Here is a 13,782-nt window from a genome sequence, read left to right on the forward strand (position 1 = left end):
GAGCGCGGAGGAGCGGGTGCGGGTCAGAAGTCGAACAGGTTCGCCCGCAGGCCCCCGTCGCCGTACTCCCGGCGGAGGAGCCCGCGACGCCGGAGCGCCGGCACCAGGTCGCCCGTCATCCGGTACACCTGCGCGGGGTGCAGGTCGCCGGACAGGATGAAGCCGTCGTTGTCGGCGTCCGCGCCGAGCTCCTCCGCGAAGTCCGCGAACTCCTCGGCGGTCCCGACGAAGCCCTCGTGCGCACTGATCCGACCGAGCCGGGCCTTCCGCGCGAGGAGCTCCCGCAGCGGTGCGTCCGGGGTGTCCCCGACGAGCCCGCGGATCGTCCCGGCCGACACGTGGTCGCCGAAGGTGCCGGCCGGGATCGGCGCGTCGAGGTCGAGGGCGAGCAGGTCGGTCTCCGAGTCGCTCGACCACGCGACGGCCGCGGCGCGCAGGTCGTCGTCGGACGGGTGTCGTGACGCCTCGACGATCCGGTCGGCCTCCTCGACGGAGGGCACCAGCACGGGCTTCAGCACGAACAGCACCCGGAGGTCGTCGGCGCTCCGCCCCGCGTCCGTGGCGGCCGTCAGGACCTGCTCACGGTAGGAGCGGACCGCGGCGGCCGTGAGCGGCGCCAGCGCGAGCTGGACGTCGGAGTGCGTGCCGGCGAAGCCCAGGCCGCGGCCCGAGCCGCCGGGGGAGACGACGACCGGGTCGGTGTCGAGCGGCAGCGCGTTGAGCGGGCCGTCCGCGGTGAAGTACGCGCCCTCGTGGTGGAACGCGTCGAGGGCGCCGCCGTCGGCGAAGTGCCAGTCGGAGGGGTCGCCGACGTACCCGTCGCCCCACGAGCGCCAGAGGCGACGGAGCAGGGTGATCCACTCCTCGGCGCGGTCGTAGGCGGCGTCGTGGGGGAGCGGGGCCGCACCGACGTGCCGGGCGCTCCCCGTGTCCGTGACGACGTTGAGCCCGAACCGGTCCGAGGACAGGTGCGCGAGCGTCGCCGCCTGCCGGGCCGCGAGGTACGGGGGCGTGATGCCCGCGTTGACGGTCGGCGCGATGCCGATGTGCTCCGTCGCCGCGAACAGGTACGGCGCGAGGAGCAGCGGGTCGTGCTTCGGGCCGCCGTACGCCTGGCGGATGCGCAGGTCGAGGGTCGCGGGGCTGCCGAGCGAGATCGCGTCCTCGGCGATGACGAGGTCCATGCCGGCGTCCTCGAGCGCACGCACGGACTGCTGGTACAGGGCCGGCTTCGTCCAGTCGTGGCCCCAGTCCCAGTCGGCCCGACCCCACGCCTGCGGGCCGAAGCCCCGCGAGAAGAAGTACCCGAAGTGCTGCAGGTCGCCCATGCTCAGACCTCCTCGACCACGACGTGGCCCTGCGGGACCGTGTGTGCGAGGGAAGCGACCTCCGAGGCGGGGGCGGGGCGTGCCTCCCGGCCGGTGACCGCGCGCGCCGCGGCGAGGCCGCGCTCCAGGTCGCGGAGCAGGTCGGCGACGTCCTCGATGCCGATCGACAAACGGACCAGCCCGTCGCCGATCCCGAGGTCCGCCCGCTCGGACGCGGTGCGCCCGGCGTGCGTCGTGGTCGCCGGGTGGAGCACGAGCGAGCGGACGTCGCCGAGGTGGGTCATCCGGCTGAACAGCTCGACCGCGTCGATGAACGCGCGAGCCGCGGGCTCGCCGCCGGCGAGCGTGAACGCGAAGACGGAGCCGGCCCCGCGGGGCAGGTAGCGCTGTGCGAGGTCGTGGTACGGACTGGAGGCGAGACCCGCGTGGTCGACGCTCGTCACCTCCGGCTGCTGCTCCAGGAAGGACGCGACGGCCAGCGCGTTCGCGCTGTGGCGTTCGACGCGCAGCGACAGGGTCTCGATGCCCTGGCGGAGCAGGAACGCGTTGAACGGCGACGGCGACGGGCCGATCCGGGAGGCGACGACGTCGCGGGCGTAGACCACGAAGGCCCGGCTGCCGTACCGCTCGACGTAGCTCTGACCGCCGAGGGCCCGGTCAGGTGTCGTGAGGTGCGCGAAGCGCTCAAGGTGGCGGGACCAGTCGAACCGGCCGCCGTCGACGACGAGCCCGCCGAGGCCGGCACCGTGCCCGGAGAGGAACTTCGAGGCGGAGTGCACGACGACGTCGGCGCCGTGCTCGACCGGCCGGACGAGGTACGGCGTCGCCAGGGTGTTGTCGACGACGAGCGGCACCCCGGCCCGGTGCGCGGTGTCGGCGACCCCGGTGATGTCGAGGACGTCGTTCTTCGGGTTCGGGATCGTCTCGGCGAAGAAGAGCTTCGTGTTCGGTCGGACCGCGCGCGCCCACGCGTCCAGGTCGCGCTGGTCGGCGACGAAGTCGACCTCGATGCCGAGGCGCGCGAGGTTCTGCAGGAGCAGGCCCTTGGTGCCCTCGTAGATGCTCCGGGCGCTCACCACGTGGTCGCCGGCCTCGAGCAGCCCGAGCAGCGCGACCGTCACCGCGGCCTGGCCGCTGCCGACGAGGATCGCCTCGGGGCTCCGCTCCAGCAGGGCGACGCGGCGCTCGACGTCGGCGTTCGTCGGGTTGCCGAGCCGGGTGTACGTGTAGCCGTCGTCGGTGCCGGCGAAGCGGTCGCGGGCCTGCTCGAAGTCGTCGAAGAGGAACCCGGAAGACATGTGGATCGCGGGCACCCGTGCGCCGTGTGCGGTGTCGGGCAGGAAGCCGCCGTGCACCTGTTCGGTCGCGAAGCCGTGGCCGTCGTCCGTCATGGTCCCCTCCTGGTGTCCTGGGTCGTGCGGGTACTCTCGCAGCCCGCGCGGCGGCGCGCCGTTGTGCGGCGTCCGGTTACGTCCGCGGGTGCCCCCGCTCGCGCAGCGACGGCGCGACGGCGGTGCGTTAGACCAGCGCGCGCACCCCGGCCGCGACGGTGTCCCAGGTCGCCAGCAGCGGCTCGCGAGCGAGCCAGACCACGACGCCGTTCACCGCGACGAACAGCACGAACCAGAGCACGGCCGGCACCCGCATCTCGGCGGCGGCGATGTGGAAGTCCGTCTGCACGCGTGCCCCCGTGGCGAGCCACCGGGCGACGTGCACGAGCGACCGGAGCCCGTCGACCACGAACGCCGCGCCGACCGCGGCGACGACGAGCACGGTCGCCTCCGAGGGGCGGAGCGCGACCCACAGCGCGAGCGCGTCGAACCCGACCACCACGAGCAGCCCGAACCAGTTCCGGACGAACGCCAGGGCGACGAGCCCGACGACCGCGAGCACCGCGACCGGCAGCCACCGCGAACCCTCGAGCACCCCGGTCACGAGCAGGACGCCCGCCCAGAGCGGGGCGCTGTACCCGGCGAACAGGTTGAGGACCCGGACGAGCCAGCGGATGCCGCCGGGCACCCGGCCGAGGCGTACCCAGGCCTCGCCGGAGCCGTCGGGGTGCAGGTCGATGCGGTCGATGCGGCCGCCGAACGGCACGACGACGACGCAGTGACCGACCTCGTGCACGATGGTCGCGGCGATCCGCGCGACCCGGCCGAGCAGGGGGACGAACGGCAGGACGGCGCCGACCAGGACGGCGACGAACACGAGGGGCGGGGCTGCTGCGGTCAAGGCACCAGGATCGCAGGCCCCGACGGGGAGACGTCTGGGCGCGGTCGCGGGCGCGCCTGCGCAGCCGCCGACGCCGGCCGTCTAGGTGATGGCGTCGACGACCACGAGCACCACGACCACGACGGTCGCGACGATCGCGAGGCCCGCCAGCACGGCGAGGAACACCGTGAGCTTGTTGGTGTGCGTGTGCCTGGCTATTCGACCGTCACCCACTTCGCGAGGTTGCGGGGCTTGTCCACGTCGCAGCCGAGCTGCAGCGCGAGTTCGCGGGCGAGCATCTGGAGCGGCACGACGGCCTCGATCGGACCCCACGGTGCGGTCGAGCGTCCCCACGCCAGGTCGGCGGCGTCGGTGCGTCGGGGGAGCGCCGGCAGGTCGGTGCCCTCGCCGCCGACGGTGACGACGAACCCGCCCCGCGCCCGTACCTCGGCGACCGCCCACTGCAGGCGCGGGTCACCGTGGTCGACGACGACGACCGGGGTGCCCTCGTCGACGAGGGCGAGCGGGCCGTGCTTCAGCTCGCCGGCCGGGTACGCCTCGGCCCAGCGGTAGCTGAGGACCTCGAGCTTCAGCGCTCCCTCCGCCGCGTAGGGGAGTCCGGGTCCGCGGCCGAGGAAGAGGAACCCCGGGGCGTCCCGCACCGTGGTCGCGAGCAGGGGCACCCGGTCGGCGGCGACGGCTGCGGCCGTGGCCATCCGCTCGGGCAGCTCCGCCAGCTCGTCGACGAGGGCGGCCGCACGGCTCGCCTCGAGCCGGCCCGAGGCGACGAGGGCGGACACGACGGCGGTGACCCCGACCAGGACCTGGGCCGTGAACGTCTTCGTCGCGGCGACGCCGACCTCCGGTCCCGCGTGGCAGTCGAGGACGGCGTCGGCCCGCCGGGCCAGGGACGAGTGCACGTTGTTCGTCAGCGCGAGCACCGGGTGCCGCTCGTCGAGCCGGTCGAGCGCACGGAGGACGTCGGCGGTCTCACCGGACTGGCTGATGGCGACCACGAGCGTCCCCGGCGTGAGGACCACGTGGTCGACCTCGCTCGCGACGACGATGTCCGTCGGGACGCCGCCGAGGGTGCGGAGCGTGCCCGCGATGACCTGCCCGGCGTGCAGGGACGTCCCGCACGCGACGACCGCCAACCGATCGAACGGCGGCAGGCCGAGCCCGACCCACGTGCTGCCGTCCGCGGTCCGCCGTCGGACCCGGTCGAGCAGCGCCGCGACGACCTCCGGCTGCTCGCCGATCTCCTTCGCCATGTGGTCCGGGTGGTCGCCGAGCTCGAGCGCACTCGGCGCGAACGGCGATGCTGTCGGGAACGGCACCGGCACCGCGACGCCCTCCGACGACCAGCTCCACGCCTCGCCGAGCTCCACGACGTCGCCGTCGCGCAGCGGCACGAAGGTCTCGCACCACTCCGCGATGGCACCGACGTCACTCGACACGAAGTCGCCGCGGTCGGACCGTGCGACGACGAGCGGCGAACGGTCCGCCGCCGCGACCATCCGGCCGTCCCGGGCGTCGAGGACGACGATCGCCCACGACCCCTCGAGCTGCGCGACCGCGATGTGGACGGCCAGCAGGAGGTCGGGGTCGACGCCCAGGGCCCGCTCCACGAGGTGCGCGATCACCTCGGAGTCGACGTCGGACCGGAACACGTGCCCCTGCCGCTCGAGGGTGGCACGGAGCCGGTCGGCGTTGTCGATGGTCCCGTTGTGCACGATGCTGATGCGCCCCGAGCAGTCGGCGTGCGGGTGCGCGTTCTCCTCGCGCACGGCACCGTCCGTGGCCCAGCGCGTGTGCCCGATGCCGACGCCGGAACGGGCGTCGGACGCGGGGGCGGCGTCGGCGCGCGCGGCGACCAGCGCACGGAGGTCGCCGACGCGGGACACCGAGCGGACCGTCTCGAGCTTCCCGGACGCCGTCCGCACGGCGATGCCGACCGAGTCGTACCCCCGGTACTCCAGGCGCTCGAGACCGTCGAGCAGGAAGGGGGTCGCGTCGTCACTGACACGGGCCGCGATGATGCCGCACATCTGGTGTCCGTTCGGGTGGGGACCGCGGGGTCGGTCGAGGGGAGCGGCACCGACCGCCGTCGGGTCTGCCGCGTGTCCGGGTCCGTCGGTCGTGTCCGTCCGCGGATCAGGCGGGGACGGACCCGGGGCGACGGTTCGGGTACCGGACGTTCGGGGTGCGGGCTGGCCCTCCGGGGAGGGCACGGCGGTCGGTGCACGAGAAGCCTCACCCGGTGCCCCCGTCGCGACAACACCCGCCGCCCGCTCTTGCGGTTCACCGCCGTCGCGGTGCGACGCGGCGGCGGACGGTGCGGTCTCCCGCAACCCGGCACCGGGGCGGACGCCCCCGACCACGCGACGGGAGGCCCGGTGCCAGCCGGCACCGGGCCTCCCGTCGCGTGGTCGGGTCGCGACCGGTCAGGTGAGCAGCGCCACCAGGTGGGAGCGCGAGCGCGCACCCACCTTGCGGTAGATCTGCGTCAGCCGGAGCTCGACCGTCCGCTGTGACATGAAGAGCGACGACGCGATCTCCCGGTTGCGGTAGCCCTCGGTCACCTTCTGCACCACGGCACGTTCCTCGGCCGTCAGCGACGTGAGCACCGCCGACGCGTCCGGAGCGCTCCGCGGAGTCCCGGGACCCGGCGCGGACGGCGTCGGGCCGGAACGGAGCGAGGTCGGCACGCCGAACGACGGCATCGCGGCCGGGGCCTGGGGCGTCGCCAGCGGGCGCCGGAGCCCCGCCGCCTCGTACGCCGCGGCGGCGGCGGCACCGAGCCGCGGACGCTCCGCGACGGTGCCGACGACCGCGAGCGCGGCGAACGTGCGCGCGCGCTCGTACTGCGAGTCGTGCGGCTGGAACAGTTCCAGTGCCCGACGCCGTGCGGTCTCGCGGGTGGTGTCGTCGGCGACGAGCGCCAGGCTCCGAGCGAGCACCAGGGCACCCCAGCGCGACGGGCGGGCGTGGTGGTCGGCCGCGAGCCGGGCCGTCGCCGCACGGGCGTCGTCGATCCGGCCGGAGCGGACGTACCCCTCGACGAGGTCCCCGAGGTGCCGGAGCACCGCCGGGTTCCGCAGGGACCGACCGACCGCGTCGGCCGCCTCGAGTGCCACGACGGCCTCCTCGACGCGCCCGTCGAGCAGGAGCACCCGACCGCGCAGCGCGTGCAGCTTCGCCGTCGTGCCCCAGAGGAGCGCCGTCGAGCGGAGTGCCAGGCAGCGGTCGACGACCTCGAGCGCCTCGTACGAGCGTCCCTCGGCGAAGTGCCGCCAGGCGATCGCGACGACCCGCGAGGGCTCCCGGACGCGCTGGGCGGCCCCCGCACCAGCCTCCCACGCGTCCACCGCGCGGAGGGCCTGTCGGAAGTTGCCCGACCGCAGCTCGTTCTCCGCCGTCAGGTACCGGGCTCCCTCGGCCCAGACGGTCTGCGTGTCCTGGCTGCGGGCCAGCACGAGGGCGAAGACCCGCCGGGCGCTGCGGGCGCGCTCGGCGATGCTCAGGGCGTGCGCCACCAGGAGCAGGGCGGGGTCCGACATCGCGAGGAGCCGCGCGGTCGCGAGTCCGTCGTACAGCTCGGTGTCGGCCGGCAGGGTGCCGTCGACCGCGGCCACGAGGCACTGCACGGCGCCGGCGATCTCCGCGGTGTGCGGGGTGAGCACCGGTCCGAGCTGCTCCACCCGAGCGAGGAGGTCCCTGGCCTGCTCGAGGTCCCACGTCTCCGCGCGGAAGCTCGCGACCATCGCCAGGAGTCCGGCGACGGCGGGGGCTTCGGGTGCTCCCGCCGCGACGGGGACGAGCAGCTCGTCCGCGTGCACGGTCTCGCCGCGCAGGTACTGGACCGAGTACAGCAGCCGGAGCCGCCGCACCTCGTCCTCCTGGCGACGGAACGGACGGATCGCGGCGAGGTAGCGCGCCGCCAGGCCGAGCAGGCGCTGCGCGAGCATCGCCTCGGCGACGCGGAGCAGCGCGGCGCGCTCGTCCTCGCACCCCGAGCCGACGTGCAGGGCACGCTCCGCCAGGGCGACCGCGGCGTGCGGCGCTCCGTCGGCGACGTGGCCCGCGGCGGCCTCGAGCAGCGCGACCGAGTCGGGCACGTCGTCGACGAAGCTGCGGTGCCACGCGGCGGCACGGGGGTCGACGTCGGCGCTCGCCGCGGCCAGCTCCGTGTGCAGGGACCGGCGGGACCTCGCGGTCATGCGCCAGTACAGCGCCGACCGGACGAGCGGGTCGCGGACGGTCGCGGACTGCCCGCGGACCACCACGAGCCCCGCGTCGGCGAGGTCGTCGAGGGCGTCGCGGTCCCATCCGGTGGTCCGCGCCACCGGCACGAGTGCGAGCCGGGCGAGGACGTCCAGATCACGTCCCGCGTCGGCGCCGTCGGTCCGCGCGCCGCCGGCGGCGACACCGTCGAGACGCTCGAGCGTCGACGCGGCGATCGCCTCGGTCGTCGCGGTGGGGCGCAGCGGCAGCACGAGCGGCTCCGCTCCGGTGAGCTGCGCGTGGCTCAGTGCCTCGAACTGCTCACGGAGCACCCCGGGGTTGCCCCCGGTCGCGTCGGCGAGGATCGCGAGGACACCGTCGTTGGCACCCTCGGGCGCCATGCTCCTGGCGAGGACGAGTGCGTCGTCGGCCGCGAGCGGCTCGAGGCGCAGCATCGGCAGCGCGGCGAGCGGGCTGCCGGACGACACCGAGCGCACCGTGGCCACCAGGCGGAGCGCCGTGCCGGCGAGCCGACCGGCGAGGAACGCGATGAGCTCCTGGCTGTCCTCGTCCATCCGGTCGAGGTCGTCGATGAGGACGACCGTCGGCGGGAGGGTCAGGGTCTGCACGGCCTCGAGGAAGTCGTGCGCGGCCGCCAGACCGGACGGCGCACCGGTCCCGGCAGCGCCCGCCTGCAGCAGGTGGGCGATGTGGGCGGTGGCTCGGGGGTCGTCGAGCGCGGTGAACAGGGAGGTCACGCCGGCCAGGGGCCAACGGGACTCGCTCCCGTTGACACCGACCCGCACGACGGGGAGGGGGACGCGGTCTGCGACCGCGTCGAGGACGCTGCTGCGCCCGGAACCAGGGTCGCCGACGACGACCATCGCGGACTCACGAGGGAGTGCTGCGAGGGTCGTGATCCGGTCGACCTCGAGACGGCGACCGGTGAGTGCCATGACTCACCGGCCTCCGGGTCCGGGGACGGGACGTGCGGAGGGCGTCCGGTCGACGGCACGGCGGGTGACCGTGGCGACGGACGGGGTCCGGTCGTCGGCACGGCGGGTGACCGGTGCGACGGACGGACGCGAGGCGGCGACGGAGCGCGCACCAGGGCTGTCGGTGAGATAACGCGGACGACGAGTGAGGGTGCACTCGGTTCCGCCTGGGAACGATGAAGTCATCGTCTGGACCACCCCTCGGGTTAGGGTTTTTCGGACGAAACGCACGACCCGCGGGACGGAGCCCGGATCTAGGGAATCCGGGCGACTCCCACCGGTCGCCTGTGAGCACGATAACAAAGGCGACGAACGGCCTCGACTGGTCCGTAAGCTCCTTGTCCGACGGACGTGTCCCCAGTCCGGGGGGTGCCCACCCCCAGATCGGGCCCCCTTGCCCCCGGACGGGGGTCGTCAGGCATCCCTGCGACTCGTCGAGGGGGACAAGCGGGGTACACCGCCGGTGCTCGGTGCTCGGTCCTCGGTCTCCGGTGCTCGGTGGAGAGCGGTTCAGGCGTCCGAGCGGCGGATGACCTCGACCACGGCGTCGTGCACCAGGCCGTTCGTGGCGAGCGCGCTGCCGTGCCAGGGCCCGGGGTCGCCGTCGAGCGAGGTGAAGCGGCCGCCAGCCTCCTCGACGATCGGGACGAGCGCGGCGATGTCCCACGGCTTGAGGTCCGGCTCGCCCGCGACGTCGAGGACCCCCTCGGCGACGAGCACGTACGACCACATGTCGCCGTATGCCCGCGTCCGCCAGACCTTCCGGGACAGCGCGACGAGGGCGTCGAGGCGGTCGTCCTCGTCCCACTGCTGGATGCTGTTGTAGCTGAGGCTCGCGTCGGCGAGCTCGGCGATGCCGGAGACGCGCAGCGGACCGTCGGTGGAGTGCGCGCCGAGGCCCTCCGCCGCCCACCAGCGCTTGCCGAGGGCCGGAGCGCTGACGACACCGAGGACCGGTCGGCCGTCGACGGCGAGGGCGATGAGCGTCGCCCACACGGGCACGCCCCGCAGGTAGTTCGCGGTCCCGTCGATCGGGTCGACGACCCACTGCCGGTGCCCCTCGCTGACTGCGTCCGCGCCGGTGTCCGCCGTCGTCTCCTCGCCGAGGAAGGCGTCGTCGGGTCGCTCCGCAGCGAGCCGCTCGCGGAGCGCCCGCTCGACCGCCTGGTCGGCGTCGGTGACGTGCGTGCTGTCGGCCTTCGTCGACACGTGCAGGTCGGCGGCGCGGAACCGCTCGAGGCTGATCGCGTCGGCGGTGTCGGCGAGCGAGCGGGCGAAGTCCAGGTCGGCGCTGAGGTCCACGGAGGCCAGGCTAGCGGCTCGGCCCGGCTCGGCTCAGCTCGGCGGCTAGGCGGCCACGACCTCCTCCTCCTCGAGCCGGGTGACCGCGCGCTCGCGGGCGAGCCGCGTGCGTCGGGCGGCGAGCCCGTGCACGAGGACGCCGAGCAGCACGGCGACGACGAGCCAGAGCGCCAGGACGACCAGCGGGCGGGCGAGCGACGCCGCCGGGAAGTACACGAGGTCCTGCGCCGCGGCGAGCCACGCGGCACCGCTCCAGAACGTGTTGAGCGCCGCGAAGAAGCCGGGCTGGAACGCCGGCTGGAAGATGCCGCCCGAGCTCGTGAAGTTGAGCATCACGAACAGCATCGTGAGGATCGGCGTCGTCCACCGCCCGAGCAGCGGGTGCAGTCCGACGCCGAGCGCGATGATCACGGCGTCGTAGAGCCAGGCGACGAGGAAGACCTCCCACCGGTGCGCCGGGACGACCCCGTAGAGCGGACCGGCGACCACGACGCCGATGCCGGCGACCACCGCGGCCGTGGCGGCTCCGACGACCACGGTCCAGAGCGCACGGAGCCGGGCGGCCGCGGCGGCGACCGCGATGGCCGAGGCGTAGCCGCCGACGCTCAGGCCGACGAGCAGGAAGAACAGGCCCTGGCCGGTGGCGTCCTCGCTGCCCGTGGGCACGACGTCCTCGACCGTGAACGGCAGGTGCTGCTCGTAGGCGATCGGCAGGAACACCTTCTCGGCCGCCGACGCCGTGGTCTCGCTCGCCGCGGTCGAGACGTAGAGCGTCGCACCGGACGTGCCGGGTGCGTACACGGCGGCGAGGTCGCGGTCCCGCACGGCGCGCTCGGCCTCGGTCGTGGACCGGACCACGTGGGCGACGAGCCCGCCGTCCGACTCGTCGGTGACGGTCTGGGCGAACACCTGCGCGGTGGGACCCTGACCGACGATGCCGACGGGGAGCTCGTGCGGGGTGGGGGCGTGGAACGCGCCGAGGTAGGCGAGCGTCATCCCGACCGCGAGGAAGAGCGGGACGAGGACGTGCGACCCGAACGACCGGAGCGTGCTGCCGAGGTGCTCCGGCCGGAGGACCGCGAGCGTCCGGGCGCCGTGGCGGTCATCACGCGCGGCGTGGTCGGCGTGGTGGGGGTGCGGCACGCGCGCATTGTTGTTCTCTGCAACTTCGGGCACGGGGAGCAACGGTACACCCGCCGCGCGCGGCCCGTCCGCCGGGTTCAGTCGGTGCCGGGGTCCTCGCCGCCCATGCCCGTCAGGAGCGCCCGGAACGAGTCGAGGCGCTCGACGCCCGTCGGGCCGAGCTCGCCGTCCTGCACACGGTCGACGATCTCCCAGTCGTGCGCCTGGTCGAGCGGGATGCCGTCGGCCGGCTCGCGGACCGGGACGGCGTGCGCGGCGAAGGCGCGGAACACGTTCGCCGGCTCGACGTGCCCGAGGCCGAACGAGCGGACGCCCGGGGTGTCGATGATCCACCCGCCGTCGCGGACCCGCAGGGCGATCGACGACGACGAGGTGTGGCGCCCGCGCCCGGTCACCGCGTTCACGACGCCCGTCGCACGGGTGGACCCGGTGATCGCGTTGACGAGCGTGGACTTGCCGACGCCCGAGTGGCCGACGGTCACGGTGACCTTGCCGTCGAGCACCTCGTGCAGGGCGTCGAACGGCACGTCGTCGGACCGGCTCGTCACGATCCGCAGGTCGAGGCACGCGAAGTGCGCGAGGAACTCGGTCGGGTCCGCGAGGTCGGTCTTCGTGATGCAGAGCACCGGGTCGAGCCCCGCGTCGAACGCCGCGACGAGGTACCGGTCGATCAGTCGCGTGCGCGGTTCGGGGTCGGCCGCGGCGACGACGACGAGCATCTGGTCGGCGTTCGCCACGATCACGCGCTCGACCTCGTCGGTGTCGTCCGCGCTGCGGCGGAGCAGCGTCGAGCGCTCCGCGACCCTGACGATCCGCGCGAGGGAGCCGGGGTCGCCGGACACGTCGCCGACGAGCGAGACGTGGTCACCGGTGACGACCGACTTCTTGCCGAGCTCGCGCGCCTTCGTCGCGGTGATGACCCGCTCGCCGGCCGCGTCCGGCCCCGCGCCGTCCGTCACGAGGACGCCGAAGCGCCCGCGGTCGACGTTCGTCACCCAGCCGACCGGGGCGTCGTCGTGGGTCGGCCGGACCTTCGTGCGCGGCCGGTTGCCCTTCGGGTTCGGCCGGATGCGCACCTTCGACTCGTACTGCCCGTACGGCTCGTCCTCGTCGGTGTCGTCGCCGTCGACGTCGTCCCACCAGCTCACGGTCTCACGCCCCCTTCGTGCCGGTCGCCACGAGGTCCGCCCAGAGGTCCGGGAACTGCGGCAGCGTCTTCGCCGTGCAGCCGACGTCGTCGACCGCGACGCCGTCGACGACGAGGCCCACGAGGGCCCCCGCGGTCGCCATCCGGTGGTCGTCGTACGCGGCCCAGTCGCCGCCGTGGAGGCGAGCGGGGGTGATCCGCAGGCCGTCGTCGAGTTCCTGCACCGAGCCTCCCGACCGGTTCACGTCCGCCGCGAGCGCGGCGAGCCGGTCCGTCTCGTGGCCGCGCAGGTGCCCGATCCCGGTGATCTCGCTCGGTCCGTCGGCCAGCGCCGACAGCGCGACCAGCGCGGGGGCGAGCTCGCCGCCGCGGGTCAGGTCGAGCGTGACACCCGGCAGGGAGGCCCCACCCGCCACCCCGACGCCGCCGTCGAACACCAGGTCGTCACCGTCACGCGTCACGGTCGCCCCCCACAGGGGCAGGAGCGTCTCGAGGTCGGCGCCGACCTGCGTGGTCGCGGTCGGCCACGTGCGGATGCGGACCGTGCCGCCCGCCACGAGCGCGGCCGCCGCGAACGGCGCCGCGTTCGACAGGTCCGGCTCGATCGTGACGTCACGGGCGGCGATCGGACCGGGGTGCACGACCCACTCGCCGACGGCCGGCTGGTCGACGCGGACACCGCGTGCACGGAGCACCTCGACGGTCATGTCGATGTGGGGCAGGCTCGGCAGGCGGTCGCCGACGTGCGTGAGGTGCAGGCCCTCGTCGAAGCGCGGAGCCGACAGGAGCAGGCCGGAGACGAACTGCGACGAGGCCGACGCGTCGATCGTCAGCCGACCGCCCCGTACCGAGCCGGTGCCGGTGAACGAGAACGGCATCGCGCCGTCGCCGTCGTCCGTGACGTCCACGCCGAGGTCGGCGAGGGCACCGATCACCGCACTCATCGGACGCTTCCGGGCGTACGGGTCGCCGTCGACGGTGACCGGACCGGTGGCCAGCGCGGCGAGCGGCGGGAGGAAGCGCATCACGGTCCCCGCGAGGCCGCAGTCCACCGCGACGTCGCCGTGCAGCGGGGCCGGCGTGATCCGGAGGTCGGGGCCGTGGGGGTTCGGCTGCGCGCCGTCCGCGGGTGCGACCTCCTCGATGCCGACGCCGAGCTGCCGCAGCGCCGCGACCATGAGCGCGGAGTCACGGGAGTGCAGGGGGAGCCGGATCGTCGAGGGGCCGTCGGCGAGGGCGGCGAGCACGAGCTCCCGGTTCGTCAGCGACTTCGAGCCGGGCAGGGCGACGTCGCCGTGCAGCGGCCCGCGTGCGCGGGGTGCGATCCACGGATCGGGGTGGTGGGAATGCGTCGACTCGGCCATCGGTTCACCAGGGTACTGAACGCAGCGGGAGGACCATTGGCGACAGCGACCCTGGAACGGACACGGAC

Annotated in this window: 10 protein-coding genes; all 10 read right to left on the reverse strand. The window is 74.5% G+C overall.

What is annotated here, in order from left to right:
- Positions 1-23: 23 nt before the first annotated feature.
- The 10 genes from Cus16_RS00460 to aroA all read right to left on the reverse strand — a co-directional run bounded on the left by Cus16_RS00460 (position 24) and on the right by aroA (position 13,714).
- A complete protein-coding gene (locus tag Cus16_RS00460) occupies positions 24-1,328 on the reverse strand; it encodes an LLM class flavin-dependent oxidoreductase (protein ID WP_069710698.1) in 1,305 nt (434 codons plus the stop codon).
- Positions 1,329-1,330: 2 nt separating this feature from the next.
- Complete coding sequence (locus tag Cus16_RS00465) at positions 1,331-2,719, reverse strand: O-acetylhomoserine aminocarboxypropyltransferase/cysteine synthase family protein (RefSeq protein WP_083263580.1); 1,389 nt, start codon at positions 2,717-2,719, stop codon at positions 1,331-1,333.
- Positions 2,720-2,846: 127 nt separating this feature from the next.
- Positions 2,847-3,560: a M50 family metallopeptidase gene (locus Cus16_RS00470; RefSeq protein WP_083263581.1), complete on the reverse strand. Its 714-nt coding sequence runs from the start codon at positions 3,558-3,560 to the stop codon at positions 2,847-2,849.
- A gap of 81 nt (positions 3,561-3,641) precedes the next feature.
- A complete protein-coding gene (locus Cus16_RS16960; RefSeq protein ID WP_262982029.1) occupies positions 3,642-3,773 on the reverse strand; it encodes a hypothetical protein in 132 nt (43 codons plus the stop codon).
- On the reverse strand, positions 3,755-5,587 hold the full coding sequence (gene glmS / locus Cus16_RS00475) for a glutamine--fructose-6-phosphate transaminase (isomerizing) (protein WP_069710700.1): 1,833 nt from the start codon (positions 5,585-5,587) through the stop codon (positions 3,755-3,757). Before glmS ends, Cus16_RS16960 begins: the two co-directional genes overlap by 19 nt.
- Before the next feature lie 396 nt (positions 5,588-5,983).
- Complete coding sequence (locus Cus16_RS00480) at positions 5,984-8,719, reverse strand: helix-turn-helix transcriptional regulator (RefSeq protein WP_069710701.1); 2,736 nt, start codon at positions 8,717-8,719, stop codon at positions 5,984-5,986.
- Positions 8,720-9,268: 549 nt separating this feature from the next.
- Positions 9,269-10,060, reverse strand: coding sequence for an inositol monophosphatase family protein (locus tag Cus16_RS00485; protein WP_083263582.1), 792 nt, complete (start codon positions 10,058-10,060; stop codon positions 9,269-9,271).
- Between the two features lie 45 nt (positions 10,061-10,105).
- Positions 10,106-11,236 (reverse strand): hypothetical protein, encoded by a 1,131-nt coding sequence (locus Cus16_RS00490; protein ID WP_141718748.1) that lies wholly within the window; start codon positions 11,234-11,236, stop codon positions 10,106-10,108.
- Between the two features lie 44 nt (positions 11,237-11,280).
- Positions 11,281-12,351, reverse strand: a complete 1,071-nt coding sequence (rsgA, locus tag Cus16_RS00495) for a ribosome small subunit-dependent GTPase A (RefSeq protein WP_069710703.1) — start codon at positions 12,349-12,351, stop codon at positions 11,281-11,283.
- 4 nt (positions 12,352-12,355) lie between these two features.
- Positions 12,356-13,714, reverse strand: a complete 1,359-nt coding sequence (gene aroA, locus Cus16_RS00500) for a 3-phosphoshikimate 1-carboxyvinyltransferase (RefSeq protein WP_069710704.1) — start codon at positions 13,712-13,714, stop codon at positions 12,356-12,358.
- Between the last annotated feature and the right edge of the window lie 68 nt (positions 13,715-13,782).

Source organism: Curtobacterium sp. ER1/6 (assembly GCF_001742745.1).
Classification (GTDB): Bacteria; Actinomycetota; Actinomycetes; order Actinomycetales; family Microbacteriaceae; genus Curtobacterium; species Curtobacterium citri.

Excerpts from the sequence above, each read along its gene's own strand:
- Cus16_RS00460 (WP_069710698.1), bottom strand. The coding sequence starts at position 1,328 with ATGGGCGACCTGCAGCACTTCGGGTACTTCTTCTCGCGGGGCTTCGGC.
- Cus16_RS00465 (WP_083263580.1), bottom strand. The coding sequence starts at position 2,719 with ATGACGGACGACGGCCACGGCTTCGCGACCGAACAGGTGCACGGCGGC.
- glmS (WP_069710700.1), bottom strand. The coding sequence starts at position 5,587 with ATGTGCGGCATCATCGCGGCCCGTGTCAGTGACGACGCGACCCCCTTC.
- Cus16_RS00480 (WP_069710701.1), bottom strand. The coding sequence starts at position 8,719 with ATGGCACTCACCGGTCGCCGTCTCGAGGTCGACCGGATCACGACCCTC.
- aroA (WP_069710704.1), bottom strand. The coding sequence starts at position 13,714 with ATGGCCGAGTCGACGCATTCCCACCACCCCGATCCGTGGATCGCACCC.